This is a genomic window from Pseudomonas sp. ok272 (genome assembly GCF_900109995.1).
GTDB lineage: Bacteria > Pseudomonadota > Gammaproteobacteria > Pseudomonadales > Pseudomonadaceae > Aquipseudomonas.
The window spans coordinates 1-18,292 of sequence record NZ_FOCB01000027.1 but is presented as its reverse complement, the minus strand read 5'-3'; the positions used below and the strand labels follow the sequence as shown (position 1 = coordinate 18,292).

Here is an 18,292-nt window from a genome sequence, read left to right as displayed (position 1 = left end):
CGGGCCATTGTCTTGTCGGCCGGACATGCCTGGGTTGCCGATGCAGATATCACAATAAAGTTAAGGTTTCGTGAGGATTTGGCGATGTGCAGGCCCGGATAATCCCTGTCACACCCACCCCGTGGAGCCGACCATGCCAGCGTTGCCTGCTTCGAACAACACGACCTCCGGGCGCGTGGTCAGCAGCCATCCCCGTTGGCTGCGGTTGACCCATTGGTTGAATGCGCTGGCCGTGCTGGTGATGGTCAGCAGCGGGTGGCGCATCTACAACGCCTCGCCGCTGTACGACTTCAGTTTCCCCACCGCCATCACCCTCGGCGGCTGGCTGGGCGGCGCGCTGCAATGGCACTTCGCGGCCATGTGGCTGCTGGCGTTCAACGGCGTCGCCTACCTGCTGATCAATGTCACCAGCGGTCGCCTGGCCCGGCGCTTTTTCCCGGTGTCCCCCAAAGGCGTGATGCAGGACCTGTGGGCCGCGTTGACGGGGCGCCTGGGGCATGCCGACTTGAGCCATTACAACCAGGTGCAACGGCTGGCGTACCTGTTCGTGATGGTCGACATCGCCTTGTTGGTGGTCTCCGGCCTGGTGCTGTGGAAGTCGGTGCAGTTCGCCACCCTGCGCGAGTTGCTCGGTGGCTATGAGCGCGCCCGCCATGTGCACTTCATCGCGATGGCGCTGTTGATGGGCTTTGTCGGGGTGCACCTGGTGATGGTCGCCCTGGTGCCGAAAACCCTCTGGGCCATGATCGCCGGCCGTAAGGAGCGCGTATGAACAAGCGTCATCAACCCCCGGGGCTGGACGCGTCTTCGATCCTGACCGATGCGCGGAAAATCATTGCCCCGCACCTGCAGATCGAAGACCGCTCGCGCCGCTCGTTCCTGTTGCGTGGCCTGACCCTGGGCGGTGTGGCGATGCTGTCGGGCTGCAACCTGACCGACAGCGACAGCGTGGAAACCGCGCTGTCGTCGATGTCGCGGTTCAATGACCGGGTGCAAGGCTGGCTGTTCAACTCCAACGCCCTGGCCCCGACCTACCCGGCGTCGATGATGACCCGGCCGTTTCCCTTCAATGCCTTCTATGACATTGACCAGGCGCCGATCATCGACGAGGCCGGTTATCAGTTGGAAGTCAGCGGGCTGGTTGCCGACAAACGCAGCTGGCGCCTCGACGAGCTGCGCGCCATGGCGCAGACCGAGCAGATCACCCGCCACATCTGCGTCGAAGGCTGGAGCGCCATCGGTCGCTGGGGCGGGGTACGGTTCAGCGACTTCCTCAACCGCATCGGGGCGGACACCGGCGCCAAGTATGTCGGCTTCAAGTGCGCGGACGACTACTACACCAGCATCGACATGGCCACCGCACTGCATGCGCAAACCCTGCTGGCGCTGACCTACGACGGTGCGGTGTTGCCGCGCCAGTACGGCTTCCCGATGAAGCTGCGGATGCCGACCAAGCTGGGCTACAAGAACCCCAAACACATTCAGGCGCTGTTCGTCAGCAATACCTACAGCGGCGGCTACTGGGAAGACCAGGGCTACAACTGGTTTGGCGGCAGCTGACCCGCGCCGGTCACGATTTTCCCGCGTGCAGCCGGTGCTGCGCGCACTCGCAACCTGCACTTGAAGGAGTCACACGATGAAGAAGTTAGCCACCACTGCATTGACCCTGTGCCTGGCGCTGGGCGTCGCCAGCGCCTATGCCGCCGATACCATGGGCTACGACAGCATGAGCCAGGACTCGATGTCCAAAGACGCCATGGGTAAGGACATGATGAAAAAAGCCCCGATGTCCAAGGACGCCATGGGTAAGGACATGATGAAAAAAGACACGATGTCCAAGGACGCCATGGGCAAGGACATGATGAAAAAAGCCACGATGTCCAAGGACGCCATGGGTAAGGACATGATGAAAAAAGACACGATGTCCAAGGACGCCATGGGCAAGGACATGATGAAAAAAGCCCCGATGTCCAAGGATGCCATGGGCAAGGACATGATGAAGAAGGACGACGTGGGGCAGTGAGCCGACTCCCGTTGCGTCACTGTGGCGCCGGGCCCTCTGTGTCAGGGCCCGGCGGGGCGTTGCGGTAGCCTCGGGGCCCCGAAGGAGTGAGCGCGGCCGCCCCGCGCGGGGCTGTCGTCGCACCATGGGTGCCGGGGGCGCGTTTCGCGGCTACAATGCGTGCCTCGACCGTGACCTGCCTGACTATAAAAATATGTCTTTGCCCAAACATCACCTGGAATTGCTCAGCCCTGCGCGCGATGTGGCCATCGCCCGCGAGGCTATCTTGCACGGCGCCGACGCCGTGTACATCGGTGGCCCGAGCTTCGGCGCCCGCCACAACGCCTGCAACGAAGTGGGCGAAATCGCCCAACTGGTGGAATTCGCCCGTCGCTACCATGCCCGGGTGTTCACCACCATCAACACCATCCTGCACGACAACGAGCTGGAGCCGGCCCGCAAGCTGATCCACCAGCTCTACGACGCTGGCGTCGACGCGCTGATCGTCCAGGACCTGGGGGTGATGGAGCTGGACATCCCGCCCATCGAGCTGCACGCCAGCACCCAGACCGACATTCGCACCCTGGCCCGGGCCAAGTTCCTCGACCAGGCCGGGTTCTCCCAGTTGGTGTTGGCCCGCGAGCTGAACCTGCAAGAGATCCGCGCCATCAGCGACGAAACCGACGCGGCGATCGAGTTCTTCATCCACGGTGCGCTGTGCGTCGCGTTCTCCGGGCAGTGCAACATCTCCCACGCGCAGAACGGGCGCAGTGCCAACCGGGGCGATTGCTCCCAGGCGTGCCGCTTGCCGTACACTCTCAAAGATGACCAGGGTCGCGTGGTCGCCTTTGAAAAGCACCTGCTGTCGATGAAGGACAACAACCAGAGCGCCAACATCCGCGCCCTGGTGGAAGCCGGCGTGCGCTCGTTCAAGATCGAGGGGCGCTACAAGGACATGGGCTATGTGAAGAACATCACCGCCTACTACCGCCAGCGCCTGGACGATGTCCTCGAAGACCGCCCGGACCTGGCGCGCGCCTCCAGCGGGCGCACCGCGCACTTCTTCCTGCCCGACCCGGAAAAGACCTTCCACCGTGGCAGCACCGACTACTTCGTCACCGACCGCAAGGTCGACATCGGCGCCTTCGATACCCCGACGTTTACGGGCTTGCCGGTGGGCGTGGTGGAGAAGGTCGGCAAGCGCGACCTGCTGGTCGTGACCCAGGAGCCGCTGTCCAACGGTGACGGCCTCAACGTGCAGGTCAAGCGCGAGGTGGTGGGGTTCCGTGCCAACATCGCCGAGGCCAGGGGTGAGTTCGAGGAAGACGGCCAGAAGCGCTACCGCTACCGCGTCGAGCCCAACGAAATGCCCCAGGGCTTGCACGCCTTGCGCCCCAATCACCCGCTCAACCGCAACCTGGACCACAACTGGCAGCAGGCCTTGCTCAAGACCTCCGCCGAACGCCGCATCGGCCTGGCCTGGGTCGCGCACCTGCGTGAAGAGCGCCTGGACCTGACGGTCACCAGCGAAGAGGGGATCAGCGCCAGCGTTGGCCTCGACGGTCCGTTCGGCGTGGCTAACAAGCCGGAGCAGGCCCTGGAGCAACTGCACGACCTGCTCGGCCAGTTGGGCACCACGGACTACCACGCCACCGACATCCAACTCGATGCCCCGCAGGCGTACTTCGTCCCCAACTCCCAGCTCAAGGCCCTGCGCCGCGAAGCCATCGAGGCGCTGACCGCCGCCCGTATCCACGCTCACCCACGGGGCGCGCGCAAGGCCGAGACCAGCCCGCCGCCGGTGTACCCGGATTCGCACCTGTCGTTCCTGGCCAACGTCTACAACCAGAAGGCCCGCGACTTCTACCACCGTCACGGGGTCAAGCTGATCGACGCGGCGTACGAGGCGCATGAGGAGACCGGCGAAGTGCCGGTGATGATCACCAAGCACTGCCTGCGGTTCTCCTTCAACCTGTGCCCCAAGCAGGCCAAGGGTGTCACCGGCGTGCGCACCAAGGTCGCGCCGATGCAACTGATCCACGGCGACGAGGTGCTGACGCTCAAGTTCGACTGCAAACCGTGCGAGATGCACGTGATCGGCAAGATCAAGGGCCACATCCTCGACCTGCCGCTGCCGGGCAGCGCGCAGGAAGCGGTGGTCGGCTACATCAGCCCCTCCGACTTGCTCAAGACCATCCCCCGCGGCACCCACTGAGTGACCGGCGAGCGCGCTGCAACGGCGCGCTCGCTTGCCTCAACGCTTGCTCAAGGCCAGCCGGGCGGCAAACAGCACAAAGATCAGCCCCGTCGTACGGTCCAACCACTGGATGACCGGGCCCCGGCGCAACACGCCGGCCAGCGACTGCGTGGCCCCAATCAGCACGGTCGACCAGATCAAGCCGATCACCACATGAATGCTCACCAGGCCAAACGTCCAGACAACCAGCGGCTGGCCCTGGGGGATGAACTGCGGGAGAAAGGACACGTAGAACACCCCGACCTTGGGGTTGAGCACGTTGCCCAGCATGCCCTTGAAGAACCAGTTGGTCCCGGCCCTGGAGTCCGTCTCGACAGGTGACAGGGCTTGGCGCGGGCGCACCAGCATGTTCAGTCCCAGCCAGCACAGGTAGGCCGCGCCGCAGTACTTGAGCAGGTTGAAGGCCAGCTCCGACACTGCGATCAGCGCGCCCAGGCCAAAGGCAATCGCCGCGCCCCACAGCAAACACCCGGCATTGATCCCCAGCGCGGCGTGAAACGCCTGCCGACGACCTTCCACCGTCGCGGTGCGCAGGATCAGCGCGGTATCGAGGCCAGGCGTCAGGGTCAGCAGGGTCGCGGCGAAGGTAAAGGCCAGCAGATTGTCGGTGATGGACATGGCGATGGGGCTTCCGGTGCTCGTGGTCGCACGTTAACACGCGGTGGGTGGAGCGCCTCAAGGCCGTCAATCACGGATCAGAAGCGCTCATCCGCAATGGCCGGCAAGGTCAGCTCCTTGATGTAGCTGCTGGCGGACAGGCTCAAGGCCATGCGCACCCCCTGCACCACGTCATGCACCGGGATCAAATGGCCGGTGCCGCGCCATGCGCCACCTTGCCCGCGACATCAATTGGGGGAGCATCAGGGCAGAGGATAGAAGGCGTGGCAATCGGCTGGGTGTTTCCAGATGTAAAGCGTTGGCGGGGACGGCTCAGGGCACGGCACTCAGCAGCCATCCGGCCACACCGCAGCCCACGACCACCCACCACGGCGGCACTTTCCAAGCCGTCAACGCCACCAAGGCCAGCAGTGCCAGGGCAAAGTCCGCTGGCCGGCCGATGGTGCTGGTCCACACCGGCTGATACAGCGCGGCCAGCAACAGGCCGACCACCGCGGCGTTGATCCCCAGCATCGCGGCCTGCATGCGCCGGTTGCGCCGCAGTGGCGCCCAGAACGGCAGGCTGCCCATCACCAGCAACCATGAAGGGGCGAAGATCGCCACCAGGCACAACAGGCCGCCGAGCACGCCGGCCTGCGGGCCCTGCATCGAGGCCCCGAGGAAGGCGGCGAAGGTAAACAGCGGGCCGGGCATCGCCTGTGTCGCGCCGTAGCCGGCGAGGAAGGTCGGGTTGCTGACCCAGCCGCTGGGCACCACTTCGGCCTGCAGCAGCGGCAACATGACGTGGCCGCCACCGAACACCAGTGAGCCACTGCGGTAGAACGCCTCGATCATGTCCAGGGTCGGGTTGGCCAGCCATTGGGCCAGCACGGGCAGACCGATCAACAGAATGACGAACAGCCCCAGCCAACACGCGCCCGCCCGACGACTGACGTTGATGGGCAGGGGGGCGTGGCCGATGACGTCGGCGGGCTTGAACAGCGTCAGGCCGACGAGTCCGGCTCCGGTTATTACACCGAGCGCGGTCCAGGCGCAGGGCACCAGCAGGACCACGCCGGTGGCCAGCGCCATCAGGCTGATGCGCGGTGCATCCGGGCACAGGGTGCGGGCCATGCCCCAGACCGCCTGGGCGACGATGGCGACTGCCACCACTTTCAGGCCCTGCAGGATGCCGGGGGGCAGCGCTTGCCCGTAGTCCGCCAGACCCAGCGCAAACAGGATCAGGGCCAGCGCCGAGGGCAAGGTAAACCCGGCCCAGGCCGCCAGCGCACCGCGATAGCCGGCCCGCGACAAGCCCAGCGCCATGCCGACCTGACTGCTGGCGGGCCCCGGCAAGAACTGGCAAAGGCTCACCAGGTCGGCATAGCTGTGTTCGCTCAGCCAGCGCCGGCGGGTGACGAACTCGTCACGAAAATAACCCAGGTGGGCGATGGGGCCGCCGAATGAGGTCAGGCCCAGGCGCAGGAAGATCAGGAAGACTGGCCAGGGGGTTCGGTCTTCGCGGGGGGTGTTGGCCATGGGTGCAGTCTGTCAGTCAAAAGGGTGGGCGTTGTGCTCCTGGCGGGAGCGGTGGGGTGTTCACCTTAGCTGACGCGTTGTGGGGCGACTACAGGTGAAGGGGTGGGGTTCGATGCATCGGGGGGTGCAGCTCAGTCCACTGTGGGAGCGGGCTTGCCCTAATGCCAGTCAGTTAAGGCGCCAAACCTGTGGGAGCGAGCCTGCTCGCGAAGACGGCAACACAGCCAACATCTCCGTTGACTGACCTACTGCTATCGCGAGCAGGCTCGCTCCCACGTGGGTTTCGCTTAACTGACTGGCATTAGGGCCTGCCCGCGATGGCGGTCTACCAGCCGACCTGACTCTTCAGATGCACCCAGGCCCACAGACGGGCAGGGTGGTCATGAGAGAAACTTGTGATCATCCTGATTAGAATGAGTTTGTCTCACCATGCTTCAAGTCCTGACAATGGGCCCATCAAACACATTGGAGCTTCATGTCATGGCTTTGGCCCACTCCCTAGGATTTCCGCGCATTGGCCGCGACCGCGAATTGAAGAAGGCCCAGGAGGCGTTCTGGAAGGGCGAGCTGAATGAAGAGGGCTTGCGGGCCGTCGGCCGCGACCTGCGCAAGCGTCACTGGCAGGTGCAGAGGGACGCCGGTATCGATCTGCTGCCCGTTGGTGACTTTGCCTGGTACGACCAGGTCCTGACGCACTCGCTGATGTTTGGGGTGATCCCCGAGCGCTTCCGTCCGCACGACGGCAAGGCAACCCTGGATACCCTGTTCGGCATGGCCCGTGGTGTCAGCGACAGTTGCTGCGCCGGTGCCCACGCCCAGGAAATGACCAAGTGGTTCGACACCAACTACCACTACCTGGTGCCTGAGTTCAGCGCGGATCAGTTGTTCCAGTTGGGTTGGGAGCAATTGTTCGAAGAAGTCCGCGAAGCCCGCGACCTGGGGCATACCGTCAAGCCCGTGGTGATCGGTCCGCTGACGTACCTGTGGCTGGGCAAGGCCAAGGGCGGCGAATTCGATAAGCTCGACCTGCTGGACCGTCTGCTGCCGTTGTACGGCCAGATCTTCCAACGCCTGGCGGAGTTGGGTGTGGAGTGGGTGCAGATCGACGAGCCGATCCTGGTGCTCGACTTGCCGCAAGACTGGAAGAACGCCTTCGAACGCGCCTACAACCAGATCCAGCGCGAGCCGTTGAAAAAGCTGATAGCCACCTACTTCGGCGGCTTGGAAGAGAACCTGGGCCTGGCCGCCAATCTGCCGGTGGATGGCCTGCACATCGACCTGGTGCGCGCCCCCGAACAGTACCCGACCATTCTCGATCGCCTGCCGGCCTACAAAGTGCTGTCGCTGGGCGTGGTCAATGGGCGTAACGTTTGGCGCTGCGACCTGGAACAGGCCCTGGCCACCCTGCAACAGGCCCATGAGCGCCTGGGGGATCGCCTGTGGGTGGCGCCGTCGTGCTCGTTGCTGCACAGCCCGGTCGACCTGGGCCGTGAAGACCAGTTGGATGCCGAGTTGAAAGGCTGGCTGGCCTTCGCCGTGCAAAAGTGTGAAGAGGTGGCGGTGCTGGCCCAGGCGGTTGACCAGCCGCACGCGCCGAACGTCCTTGACGCACTGGCGCGCAGCCGTGCGGTGCAGGCCGCCCGTGCGGCGTCGCCACGGATCCATAAGCCGGCGGTCCAGGCGCGGGTGGCCGCGATCAGCGCCAGGGACAGCCAGCGTCAGTCGCTGTTTGCCCAGCGCATCGAGCAGCAGCGTGCGGTCCTCAACCTGCCGCTGTTTCCGACCACCACCATCGGTTCGTTCCCGCAAACCGCGTCGATCCGCCTGGCGCGCCAGTCCTACAAGGCCGGCAAGCTGAGTGAAGCCGAGTACACCGAAGCGATGCACAGCGAGATCCGCCATGCGGTGCAAGTCCAGGAACACCTGGGCCTGGACGTGCTGGTCCACGGTGAAGCCGAGCGCAACGACATGGTCGAATACTTCGCCGAGCAGTTGGACGGCTATGCGTTCACCCGCTTCGGTTGGGTCCAGAGCTACGGCTCGCGCTGCGTGAAACCGGCGGTGATCTTCGGTGACCTGAGCCGTCCGAAGGCCATGACCGTGGAGTGGATCCGCTACGCCCAGGGCCTGACCACCAAGGTCATGAAAGGCATGCTGACCGGGCCGGTGACCCTGCTGATGTGGTCCTTCCCACGCGAAGACCTGTCCCGCGAGGAGCAGGCCCGCCAACTGGCGCTGGCCATTCGCGACGAAGTGCTGGACCTGGAGGCCGCCGGGATCAAGATCGTGCAGATCGACGAAGCGGCGTTCCGCGAAGGCTTGCCGTTGCGCCGGGCGCAGTGGCAGCACTACCTGGACTGGGCGAGCGAAGTGTTCCGCCTGTGCGCCAGCGGCGTGCGTGACGAGACCCAGATCCACACGCACATGTGCTACAGCGAATTCAACGATGTGATCGAATCCATCGCCGCCATGGATGCCGACGTGATCACCATCGAGACCTCGCGTTCGGACATGGAGTTGCTGCAGGCGTTCGAAGCTTTCGCCTACCCGAACGACATCGGCCCGGGCGTCTATGACATCCACTCGCCCCGCGTGCCGGAGGCTTCGCAGATGCTCGACCTGCTGCGCAAGGCGGCTAAGCGGATACCCGCCGAGCGCCTGTGGGTCAACCCGGACTGCGGCCTGAAAACCCGCGCCTGGCCGGAAACCGAAGCGGCGCTGGTGCACATGGTCACGGCGGCCCGCCAGTTGCGCCGCGAACTGGCCTGATCGCCACTTCACACAAGCCCTTGGGACAGACGAGCTTTGTCGCGAGCCAGTTTTGTGGCGAACAGGGGGCTCATATCCAACCATGCCCCTGTGGGAGCGGGCTTGCTCGCGAAGGCGGTGGGTCAGTGACATTGATGTTGACGGTGGTGGCCTGTTCGCGAGCAAGCCCGGTCCCCCAAGAGCTTCCCTCAGGGGTTTGGTGTTTGAGCCGATGACGCTGTCCGTTACGCGACAGTTACTGGCTTTTTGGCGTTAGCCGGTAAGTGTCCCGCAGGTTAGAGTCAGCGCACTGTGCTGGCCCCTTGCGGATGATTGTCATGACCCGACCTCGTTTTCTCCCCGATAACTTCACCCTGAGCCTGATTGGCGTCGTGCTGTTCGCCAGCCTGTTGCCCGCCAGCGGCCAGGTCGCGGTCGGCTTTGGCTGGCTGACTAACATCGCCATCGCCCTGCTGTTTTTCCTGCACGGCGCCAAACTCTCCCGTGAGTCGATCATCGCCGGCGCCGGGCACTGGCGCCTGCATTTGCTGGTGTTCGGCCTGACCTTCGTGCTGTTCCCGTTGATTGGCCTGGCGCTCAAACCGGTGCTGTCGCCGATGATCGGCGACGATCTGTACATGGGCATGCTCTACCTGTGTGCGTTGCCGGCCACGGTGCAGTCGGCGATTGCCTTTACCTCCCTGGCCCGGGGCAATATTCCTGCGGCGATTTGCAGCGCGGCGGCGTCCAGCCTGTTCGGGATCTTCCTCACGCCATTACTGGTGACGCTGCTGTTGAACGTGCACAGCGACGGCGGTTCGACCCTGGATGCGATCGTCAAGATCAGCATTCAGCTGTTGCTGCCATTCATTGCCGGGCAAATCGCCCGCCGCTGGATTGGCGCCTGGGTCGGTCGCAACAAGAACTGGCTGAAGTTCGTCGACCAGGGTTCGATCCTGCTGGTGGTCTACGGCGCGTTCAGCGAAGCGGTGACCGAAGGCATCTGGCACCAGATCCCCTTGTGGGAACTGGCTGGCCTGGTGGTGGCCTGCTGCATTGTCCTGGCGATTGTGTTGGCGGCGTCCACGGTGTTGGGCAAGGCGTTTGGCTTCAATCAGGAAGACCGCATCACCATCCTCTTCTGCGGCTCGAAGAAGAGCCTGGCCACGGGCGTGCCGATGGCCCAGGTGCTGTTCGCCGGCAGCACCATTGGCGTGCTGATCCTGCCCTTGATGCTGTTCCATCAGATTCAGTTGATGGTGTGCGCGGTGCTGGCCCAGCGCTATGCCAATCGCCAGGAGTCGGTGGCCGAGCTGATGGGGCAGGTCGATCCTTGATACGGGCCGTGTCGGGGCGGCATCATGTCGGCCATTGCCCACCGATATGAGAGAAATGATGTGCCCAAGCCCATGATCGAGGTCACCGAAGTTTCCATCGCCCAGTTGCGCGCGGCCCTCGAATCCGGCCAGACCACGGCGGTCGAGCTGGTTCAGGCGTACCTCGCCCGGATCGACGCGTACGACGGTCCCGACACGCCCACTGCGCTCAACGCGGTGGTGGTGCCCAACCCCGAGGCGTTGAATGAGGCGCGGGCCGCCGATGCCCGTCGCGCCAAGGGCCAGGCGTTGGGTCCGCTCGATGGCATTCCGTATACGGCCAAGGACAGCTACTTGGTCAAGGGGCTCACCGCCGCGTCCGGCAGCCCGGCGTTCAAGGACCTGATCGCCTATCGCGATGCATTCACCGTCGAACGCCTGCGCGCTGGCGGGGCGATCTGCCTGGGCAAGACCAACATGCCGCCGATGGCCAATGGCGGCATGCAACGCGGGGTCTATGGCCGTGCCGAGAGCCCGTACAACGCCGACTACCTGACCGCGCCGTTCGCCTCGGGCTCCTCCAACGGCGCCGGCACGGCGACCGCGGCCAGCTTCGCCGCCTTTGGCCTGGCCGAGGAAACCTGGTCCAGCGGCCGCGGGCCGGCGTCCAATAACGGGCTGTGCGCCTACACCCCTTCGCGCGGAGTGATCTCGGTGCGCGGCAACTGGCCGTTGACCCCGACCATGGACGTGGTAGTGCCGTTTGCCCGGACCATGGCCGATCTCCTGGAAGTGCTGGACGTGATCGTGGCCGAAGATCCCGACACCCGCGGCGACTTGTGGCGGCTGCAACCCTGGGTGGCGATCCCGAGTGTCGCCTCGGTGCGCCCGGCGTCCTACGCCGAACTGGCGGTGAACACGCAAGCATTGGCGGGCAAGCGCCTGGGCGTGCCGCGCATGTACATCAACGCCGACCCTGAGGCGGGCACCAGCGAGGCGCCGGGGATCGGCGGGCCGACCGGGCAACGCATCAACACCCGCGCCTCGGTGATTGAGTTGTGGGAGAACGCGCGCCGGGCACTGGAAGCGTGTGGCGCCGAAGTGGTCGAGGTGGACTTCCCGCTGGTGTCCAACTGCGAGGGCGACCGTCCCGGTGCGCCGACCGTGTTCAACCGGGGGCTGGTGTCCAAGGAATTCATGCACCACGAACTGTGGGACCTGACGGCCTGGGCCTTCGATGAGTTTCTACGGGCCAACGATGATCCGGCGTTGAACCGTCTGGTGGATGTCGACGGCCCGCTGATTTTCCCCCACGACCCCGGCACGTTGCCCAACCGCGAAGGCGACCTGGTCGCGGGCATGGACGAATACGTGCGCATGGCCGAGCGCGGCATCACCCCGTGGGACCAGATCAGCACCTTGCCCGATGGCCTGCGTGGCCTAGAGCAGGCGCGCAAGATCGACCTTGAGGACTGGATGGATCGCCTGGGCCTGGACGCCGTGCTGTTCCCCACCGTCGCCGACGTGGCCCCGGCGAATGCCGACGTCGACCCGGCCTCGGCGGACATCGCCTGGAGCAACGGCGTGTGGGTTGCCAACGGCAACCTTGCGATCCGCCACCTGGGCGTGCCGACAGTCACCGTGCCGATGGGCGTCATGTCAGACATTGGCATGCCAGTGGGGCTGACCTTCGCCGGTCGCGCCTATGACGATTCGGCGCTGCTGCGACTGGCCAGTGCATTCGAGTCGACGGGCAGCAAACGCCGGGTGCCGCCCCGCACCCCGCCGTTGGTGGCTACCCAGTCCTAACCCTCAATGGGGTGAGCCTGTGGGAGCGGGCTTGCTCGCGAAGGGGCATGTCAGCCGACTGCTTAGTTGACTGATCCACCGCTTTCGCGGGCAAGCCCGCTCCCACAAGGGATTTGTGTCAGGCGCTGGATTTGCGTCTGCTGCGGAATACTGTGGGAGCGGGCTTGCCCTAATGCCAGTCAGTTAAGCGAAACCCGCGTGGGAGCGAGCCTGCTCGCGATAGCAGTAGGTCAGTCAACGGAGATGTTGGCTGTGTTGCCGTCTTCGCGAGCAGGCTCGCTCCCACAGGTTTGGCGCCTTAACTGACTGGCATTAGGGCTTGCCCGCGAAGAGGCCGGTCCATCCAACATCGATGCTGCCTGACCCACCGCCTTCGCGGGCAAGCCCACAGGTCTTTTTCTCCTCCTCTGAAAACGCCGCGACTGTCGTAAAAACGACCTGTTTGCGCTGAACACGAACCCCTGCGACTTTTCTATTGAACGACTGTTCAGCTTCGTCTATGTTCGTTGCTCCTTCCCCCGGCTGGTTGCGGGCTTGCGTTTATTCTTATTTGAACGAGGCACTGGCATGCGGTTTTCATCCCTGCGCAATCTTGTCCAACCGGCCAAAGACGAACCGCCCACGCCGGCGATCAACGCTGACCCCACCGGCGCTAGGACCATGATCGAGGTCGATGGCCTGCACAAACGCTTTGGCAATATCGAGGTGCTCAAGGGCGTTTCGCTCAAGGCCCGCGAAGGCGATGTGATCTCCCTGATCGGCGCCAGCGGCTCGGGCAAAAGCACCTTGCTGCGCTGCATCAACATGCTCGAAGTGCCGGACCAGGGGCGGATCCTGGTGGACGGCGAATGCATCCAACTCAACCACAGCCGTCCCGGCGCACCGCTGGTGTCCGACGCCAAGCAGTTGGTGCGGATCCGTTCGAGCCTGGGCATGGTGTTCCAGAACTTCAACCTCTGGCCCCACCGCACGGTGCTGGAGAACCTCATAGAAGCGCCGATCCAGGTCCTGCGTGAAAGCCGTGCCGAGGCCACTGAACGGGCCGAAGCCTTGCTGGAACGGGTGGGGCTGTCGGCCAAGCGCAACGAGTACCCGGCGTTTCTCTCCGGGGGACAGCAGCAGCGGGTAGCCATTGCCCGCGCCCTGGCCATTCGGCCCAAGGTCATGTTGTTCGATGAACCGACCTCGGCACTCGACCCGGAACTGGTCGGCGAAGTGCTGCGGGTAATTCGCTCGCTCGCCGAAGAAGGCCGGACCATGATCCTGGTGACCCATGAGATGGCCTTCGCCCGCGATGTCTCGTCCCAGGTCGCCTACCTGCACCAAGGGCTGATCGAGGAAACCGGTTCGCCGGACGATGTGTTCGTACACCCACGCAGCGAGCGTTGCCGGCAATTCGTCAACGCTCACCAGACTCGCTAATAACCATAAAAAGACGGGGAACATTCATGAGCATTCGACCTTTGAAACAGTGGATCACCGGCGTCGCCTGCGTAGTGCTCGCTGGCATCGGCACGGCACAGGCGGCGCAGCCGATCCGCTTCGCGGTGGCTGCCGAACCCTATCCGCCGTACACCGAGAAGCAGGCTAACGGTGAATGGAAAGGCTTTGAAGTGGACCTGATCCACAAGCTGTGCAGTGAAATGAAAGCCCAGTGCGAGATCAAGGAAGTGGCGTGGGACGGAATCATCCCGTCGCTGCTGGCGAAGAAGATCGATGTGATCTTTTCCTCCATGTCAGTGACCCAGGAGCGCGAGAAGCAAATCGCCTTCAGCAACGCCTATTACGACTCGGCCATTGCGGTCGTCGGGCCCAAGGGCACCGTGGTCGCCAAGTACCCGGATGACCTGAAGGGCAAGATCATCGCCGTGCAGAACTCCACGGTGAGCGCCAGCTACTTGAAGGCCTACTACGAAAAAATCGCCGACGTGAAGTACTACGACACCCAGGACTCGGCGAACGCCGATCTGATCGCTGGGCGGGTGGACTTGATGATGGCGGACGGCACGGCCATGGCGTCCTTCGTCAAGACTGCCGATGCCAAGGACCTGGCGTACCTCAGCACCGTGCCCTACGACCCGATCTTCGGCAAAGGCGTGGGCGCCGGCCTGCGCAAGAGCGACACCGAACTCAAGGCCAACCTCGACAAGGCGATCCAGACCCTATTGGCGAGCAAGGACTATGACGAGCTGTCGCAACACTACTTCGGCACCAGCGTGAAGCCGGCGTTCTGAACATAGTTCTCAAGCGCAACGCGCAACCTGTGGGAGCGGGCTTGCTCGCGAAGGGGCCGTGTCAGCCGACTGCTGAGTTGACTGACACACCGCTTTCGCGAGCAAGCCCGCTCCCACAGGGTTTCAAGGTGTTGGCAAGGGCAGTGATCGGAGAGTGAAATGCCAGCAATGTTTGAATTGATCGGTTTCGGCGAACGCGGCTGGGGCGGTGCACTGTTGAAAGGGTTGTGGATGACCCTGCAGATATCGGCCGGGGCATTCCTGGTCGGGTTGCTCATCGGGCTTGTGGTGGCCTGCCTCAAGCTGGGGGCGCCCAAACCCATCGCGGCGCTGATGCGCGGCTACACCACGTTGTTCCGCGCGGTGCCGGAGTTGCTGCTGATCCTGCTGCTGTTCTACGTCGGCTCCATGCTCCTCAACTCGGTGATGGAACACCTGGGATACGGCGCGGTGGATGTCAGCGGTCCGTTGGCGGCGATCCTGGTGCTGGGCCTGGTGCAAGGCGCCTACGCCTCGGAGATTTTCCGGGCGGCGATCCAGGCGATTCCCTTCGGCCAGATCGAGGCGGGAAGGGCGTTCGGCTTGAGTGGGTTTCGTCTGTTCCGGCGCGTCACGCTGCCGATCATGGCGCCGTATGCGATGGCCGGCATGGCCAACCTGTGGATCAACCTGATCAAAGACAGTGCGCTGATCAGCGTGGTCGGCACCAACGAGTTGCTGTACACCGCCAAGCAAGCGGCGGGTTCGACGCGTCACTACCTGTTGTTCTACCTCACGGCTGCCGCGCTGTATTACGCGGTGACGCTGGTGTCCAACTACCTGTCGGGCAGGCTTGAACGACGCATCCGGCGCTGGATGCCTTTGGCTGAGTAAATGAAATGATTCCAGAGTGGACGCTCCAATACGCAGGCCTGCTGGGCCGAGGATTGCTCACCACCGTCACGCTGTTGCTGATCTCCAGTGTGCTGGGCTTTGCCCTGGCGGTGGTGGTGGCGCTGGCGCGGATCTCGCGCAATAAACTGATCGCCAAGGCCAGCCTGCTCTACACCAGTGTGTTGCGTGGCACCCCGTTGCTGATCCAGATCTACATCTTCTATTACGGGCTGGGCAGCCTGTTTGCCCAGTTCCCATTGATTCGGGGCAGTTTCCTCTGGCCTTACTTGCGTGATGGCTACTGGTACATCGTGTTTGCCCTGGTGTTGTCGGTGGGGGCTTATGTCGGCGAGGTGATTCGCGGCGGCCTGCTGGCGGTGCCCAAGGGCGAAATGGAGGCGGCCGGGGCGTTTGGCATGACCTCGCGCCAGGCGCTGCTGCGGGTGCGCCTGCCTCGGGCGATGGGCCTGCTGTTGCCCACCCTGGCCGGGGAAACCGTGATGCTGCTCAAGTCCACCGCGCTGGCCTCGACCATTGCCGTGATTGACCTGCTGGGCGCCGCCAATGTGGTACGGGCGCAAACCCTGCAGGTCTATCAGCCGCTGTTGCTGGTGGCCGGGGTCTATGTCTGCCTGACGTTCCTGATCGAGGCGCTGTTCGCCTTCGCCGAACGCTGCGGTACGCCGCTGCGGCGGTCTGCCTCATGACGGCGTCGCGGGTGGACCGCTCGTTGCAGGGCATCGGCCTGTGCGTCCTGGGCTATGCGTTCCTGTCGCTGCAGGATGCCGGCATCAAGTGGCTGGTGGCTGATTATTCGGTGGTCACTATCTTGTTCTGGCGCGCTGCGGTGGTGGTCGTCGCGGTGTTGCTGGCCGGACGCATGCGCCTGGTACAGCGGGCCTGGCGCTCGCCGAGCCGGCGCTTGCTGGTGGTGCGCGGCTTGCTGTCGATTGTCGCCTGGCTGCTGTACTACACCGCGGCCCGCGACCTGACCCTGGCGGAGATGACCACCCTGTATTTTTCCGCGCCGATCATGGTCACGGTGTTGGCGGCGGTGATCCTCAAGGAGCGCGCCAGCGGCTGGCAGTGGTTCAGCTTGATCATTGGTTTTGTCGGGGTGCTCATCGCCTGTCGCCCGGACAACATGGCCAACCCCGTGCCCATCGTCCTGACGTTGCTGGCGGCGATGTGCTGGGCGTTCACCTACATCCAGTTGCGCCAGGTCGACGAACAGACCTCGGTGCTGGAGCAGATGCTGATCACCAACGTGGTGTTTGTCATTTGCATGGCCGTTGCCTTGCCTTGGACCCACACCCCGTCGCCGACCCCAGCCTGGCTGGGAATGCTTGGCGCCGGGCTGTTGGGCGGGATCGGCCAGTTCTTTCTGTTCGCCAGCTTCAAGCGCGCCACCGCGACCTTGCTGGCGCCGTTCGAATACACCGGGCTGATCTGGGCGTTCATCTTGTCGAGCCTGGTGTGGGGCACGCTGATGGATGTGTCGCTGATGATCGGCGCCGGGCTGATCGCGGTCAGTGGCACCCTGGCGATGATCTTTGGCCGGCACGCGGCGCAGGACGTGGTGGGGGTCGAATGCTCGGTGTCGCAGTCGATTTACCCGGCTGCGGCAGATGAGCCGGTTGAGGTCGAGTCAGCGCCCGTCGAGTCGCGTCGCTAGGCGTGGTTTCTACGCGTCATCAAGAGGGGGAATCTATGGTGCAGGATGTTTCGTTCGCCGTGCAGAACAACAACGGTGATCCCGTGCGGGTCGGGGCCTGGCGGTTCGCAGGTAATGGCAGCGCGCCGACGGTCCACCTGCAAGCCGGGGTGCATGCCGATGAGATCGCCGGGATGCTGGTCCTGCATCTGCTGATGCCCAGGCTGCGGGTCGCGCAAGCGGAGGGTCGGCTCAAGGGCGCCGTCACCGTGGTGCCGCAGGCCAATCCCCTGGGCATCGGCCAGTTCCGCCAAGGGCGGTTGCTGGGCCGTTACCACGAGGCCACCGGGCACAACTTCAACCGGGGCTTTGACCTGTCGGCGGCCATGGAACGGCCCTCGACGCCGGTCCAGGCCTGGCAAAAAAGCCTGGTGCAACTGGCCGCCTCGGCGGATGTCATGCTCGACCTGCACACCGACGACGAGGCCATGCCTTACCTCTACGTGCACCGCCGTTTCTGGCCCCGAGGCCGGGCCCTGGCGGCAGCCATGAAGATGGACGTGGCGATCCTCTGGGATGACGGCGGCGATGGCTCCTTCGAGGAAACCATCATTGCGCCCTGGCTGCGCGACGGCCATACCGATCGGCACATGGCCGCGACCCTGGAGCTGCGCGGGCAGGGCGATGTCAGCGACCGCTACGCCGAACAGGACGCAGCGGGGCTGTACGCCTGGTTGTGTGCCCTTGGCGTCATCGATGAGCAGCAGGCGCCCAGCGACTGGCCGGTGGAGGCCGTGGACATGGGCCACATGGAAACCCACATCGCGCCGCAGCCGGGTGTGCTGATCTTTGAAAAGGAACTGGGGGACTTTGTTGAAGAAGGTGAGCGCTTCGCCCGGATTCTCGGGCGTCCGGGCGATCCGTCCTCCGAGGTGGTGCTGGTGGCCGAGCAGGCCGGACGCATGGTGACGCGCTATCGAGACCGATTGATCCCACAGGGCATGGCGGTGGCCAAGTTCACCGGTAGCCGGGTGTCACGCAACTGGAGCGGCGGGTTGCTGGATCCGAACTAGCGGGTGGGGATGGCCGAGACCTGTATCAGGCATAGAAATGTAGGTTGATTCCACAAACGCCCTAGGACACGTCCTGATCGTGTTTTCGAGGTGGCCCGGGGGGCTAGAACCCTCCCCATCAGATCATTCATCGTCCAAGGCTCTTCACCATGAAGGCCTTGAACATGCCGACACCCCCGATCACGTTCTT

The 18,292-nt window shown here is 64.1% G+C and carries 15 protein-coding genes and 1 pseudogene; 13 read left to right on the top strand and 3 right to left on the bottom strand.

The window, feature by feature from the left end; all coding sequences use genetic code 11:
* The first annotated feature begins 133 nt into the window (after window positions 1–133).
* The 4 genes from BMW74_RS23705 (at window position 134) to BMW74_RS23690 (ending at window position 4,217) form a co-directional block, all read left to right on the top strand.
* Window positions 134–772 carry a cytochrome b/b6 domain-containing protein gene (locus BMW74_RS23705; protein ID WP_093426537.1) on the top strand — a complete coding sequence of 213 codons (639 nt, stop codon included), beginning with the start codon at window positions 134–136 and terminating at the stop codon, window positions 770–772.
* On the top strand, window positions 769–1,560 hold the full coding sequence (locus tag BMW74_RS23700; protein ID WP_093426536.1) for a molybdopterin-dependent oxidoreductase: 792 nt from the start codon (window positions 769–771) through the stop codon (window positions 1,558–1,560). Before BMW74_RS23705 ends, BMW74_RS23700 begins: the two co-directional genes overlap by 4 nt.
* A 76-nt stretch (window positions 1,561–1,636) precedes the next feature.
* Window positions 1,637–2,023, top strand: coding sequence for a pentapeptide MXKDX repeat protein (locus tag BMW74_RS23695; RefSeq protein WP_093426535.1), 387 nt, complete (start codon window positions 1,637–1,639; stop codon window positions 2,021–2,023).
* A 193-nt stretch (window positions 2,024–2,216) separates the two neighbouring features.
* Window positions 2,217–4,217 carry a peptidase U32 family protein gene (locus tag BMW74_RS23690; RefSeq protein WP_093426543.1) on the top strand — a complete coding sequence of 667 codons (2,001 nt, stop codon included), beginning with the start codon at window positions 2,217–2,219 and terminating at the stop codon, window positions 4,215–4,217.
* A gap of 39 nt (window positions 4,218–4,256) precedes the next feature.
* On the opposite strand, the gene BMW74_RS23685 is transcribed toward BMW74_RS23690, so the two are convergent.
* From BMW74_RS23685 to chrA, 3 genes and pseudogenes are all read right to left on the bottom strand, one after another.
* Window positions 4,257–4,877: a LysE family translocator gene (locus BMW74_RS23685; RefSeq protein ID WP_093426534.1), complete on the bottom strand. Its 621-nt coding sequence runs from the start codon at window positions 4,875–4,877 to the stop codon at window positions 4,257–4,259.
* Between the two features lie 77 nt (window positions 4,878–4,954).
* Window positions 4,955–5,086 (bottom strand): annotated as a pseudogene (locus BMW74_RS25095) (SDR family NAD(P)-dependent oxidoreductase); the annotation flags it as partial.
* A 103-nt stretch (window positions 5,087–5,189) separates the two neighbouring features.
* Complete coding sequence (gene chrA, locus BMW74_RS23680) at window positions 5,190–6,395, bottom strand: chromate efflux transporter (RefSeq protein WP_093426533.1); 1,206 nt, start codon at window positions 6,393–6,395, stop codon at window positions 5,190–5,192.
* A 480-nt stretch (window positions 6,396–6,875) separates the two neighbouring features.
* Between chrA and metE the strand changes: the two genes are divergently transcribed.
* The 9 genes from metE to BMW74_RS23635 all read left to right on the top strand — a co-directional run bounded on the left by metE (window position 6,876) and on the right by BMW74_RS23635 (window position 18,102).
* Window positions 6,876–9,164 (top strand): 5-methyltetrahydropteroyltriglutamate--homocysteine S-methyltransferase, encoded by a 2,289-nt coding sequence (gene metE / locus BMW74_RS23675; protein WP_093426532.1) that lies wholly within the window; start codon window positions 6,876–6,878, stop codon window positions 9,162–9,164.
* 317 nt (window positions 9,165–9,481) lie between these two features.
* Window positions 9,482–10,480 carry a bile acid:sodium symporter family protein gene (locus BMW74_RS23670; protein ID WP_093426542.1) on the top strand — a complete coding sequence of 333 codons (999 nt, stop codon included), beginning with the start codon at window positions 9,482–9,484 and terminating at the stop codon, window positions 10,478–10,480.
* A 72-nt stretch (window positions 10,481–10,552) separates the two neighbouring features.
* On the top strand, window positions 10,553–12,268 hold the full coding sequence (locus tag BMW74_RS23665; protein WP_093426531.1) for an amidase: 1,716 nt from the start codon (window positions 10,553–10,555) through the stop codon (window positions 12,266–12,268).
* A 660-nt stretch (window positions 12,269–12,928) separates the two neighbouring features.
* Entirely contained in the window at window positions 12,929–13,690 is a 762-nt protein-coding gene (locus BMW74_RS23660) for an ABC transporter ATP-binding protein (protein WP_139208461.1), read from the top strand.
* A gap of 26 nt (window positions 13,691–13,716) precedes the next feature.
* Complete coding sequence (locus tag BMW74_RS23655) at window positions 13,717–14,502, top strand: transporter substrate-binding domain-containing protein (protein WP_093426530.1); 786 nt, start codon at window positions 13,717–13,719, stop codon at window positions 14,500–14,502.
* Between the two features lie 159 nt (window positions 14,503–14,661).
* Complete coding sequence (locus tag BMW74_RS23650) at window positions 14,662–15,375, top strand: ABC transporter permease (RefSeq protein WP_093426529.1); 714 nt, start codon at window positions 14,662–14,664, stop codon at window positions 15,373–15,375.
* 5 nt (window positions 15,376–15,380) lie between these two features.
* The gene (locus tag BMW74_RS23645; protein WP_093426528.1) at window positions 15,381–16,082 is read left to right on the top strand and encodes an ABC transporter permease; all 702 of its coding nucleotides are present in this window, start codon (window positions 15,381–15,383) and stop codon (window positions 16,080–16,082) included.
* A complete protein-coding gene (locus tag BMW74_RS23640; protein WP_093426527.1) occupies window positions 16,079–17,050 on the top strand; it encodes a DMT family transporter in 972 nt (323 codons plus the stop codon). Before BMW74_RS23645 ends, BMW74_RS23640 begins: the two co-directional genes overlap by 4 nt.
* Before the next feature lie 35 nt (window positions 17,051–17,085).
* The gene (locus BMW74_RS23635; protein ID WP_093426526.1) at window positions 17,086–18,102 is read left to right on the top strand and encodes a M14 family metallopeptidase; all 1,017 of its coding nucleotides are present in this window, start codon (window positions 17,086–17,088) and stop codon (window positions 18,100–18,102) included.
* The last annotated feature ends 190 nt before the right edge of the window (window positions 18,103–18,292 follow it).

Coding starts and splice junctions, on each gene's coding strand:
- BMW74_RS23705 (WP_093426537.1), top strand. CDS start 134: ATGCCAGCGTTGCCTGCTTCGAACAACACGACCTCCGGGCGCGTGGTC.
- BMW74_RS23700 (WP_093426536.1), top strand. CDS start 769: ATGAACAAGCGTCATCAACCCCCGGGGCTGGACGCGTCTTCGATCCTG.
- BMW74_RS23695 (WP_093426535.1), top strand. CDS start 1,637: ATGAAGAAGTTAGCCACCACTGCATTGACCCTGTGCCTGGCGCTGGGC.
- BMW74_RS23690 (WP_093426543.1), top strand. CDS start 2,217: ATGTCTTTGCCCAAACATCACCTGGAATTGCTCAGCCCTGCGCGCGAT.
- BMW74_RS23685 (WP_093426534.1), bottom strand. CDS start 4,877: ATGTCCATCACCGACAATCTGCTGGCCTTTACCTTCGCCGCGACCCTG.
- chrA (WP_093426533.1), bottom strand. CDS start 6,395: ATGGCCAACACCCCCCGCGAAGACCGAACCCCCTGGCCAGTCTTCCTG.
- metE (WP_093426532.1), top strand. CDS start 6,876: ATGGCTTTGGCCCACTCCCTAGGATTTCCGCGCATTGGCCGCGACCGC.
- BMW74_RS23670 (WP_093426542.1), top strand. CDS start 9,482: ATGACCCGACCTCGTTTTCTCCCCGATAACTTCACCCTGAGCCTGATT.
- BMW74_RS23665 (WP_093426531.1), top strand. CDS start 10,553: ATGATCGAGGTCACCGAAGTTTCCATCGCCCAGTTGCGCGCGGCCCTC.
- BMW74_RS23660 (WP_139208461.1), top strand. CDS start 12,929: ATGATCGAGGTCGATGGCCTGCACAAACGCTTTGGCAATATCGAGGTG.
- BMW74_RS23655 (WP_093426530.1), top strand. CDS start 13,717: ATGAGCATTCGACCTTTGAAACAGTGGATCACCGGCGTCGCCTGCGTA.
- BMW74_RS23650 (WP_093426529.1), top strand. CDS start 14,662: ATGCCAGCAATGTTTGAATTGATCGGTTTCGGCGAACGCGGCTGGGGC.
- BMW74_RS23645 (WP_093426528.1), top strand. CDS start 15,381: ATGATTCCAGAGTGGACGCTCCAATACGCAGGCCTGCTGGGCCGAGGA.
- BMW74_RS23640 (WP_093426527.1), top strand. CDS start 16,079: ATGACGGCGTCGCGGGTGGACCGCTCGTTGCAGGGCATCGGCCTGTGC.
- BMW74_RS23635 (WP_093426526.1), top strand. CDS start 17,086: ATGGTGCAGGATGTTTCGTTCGCCGTGCAGAACAACAACGGTGATCCC.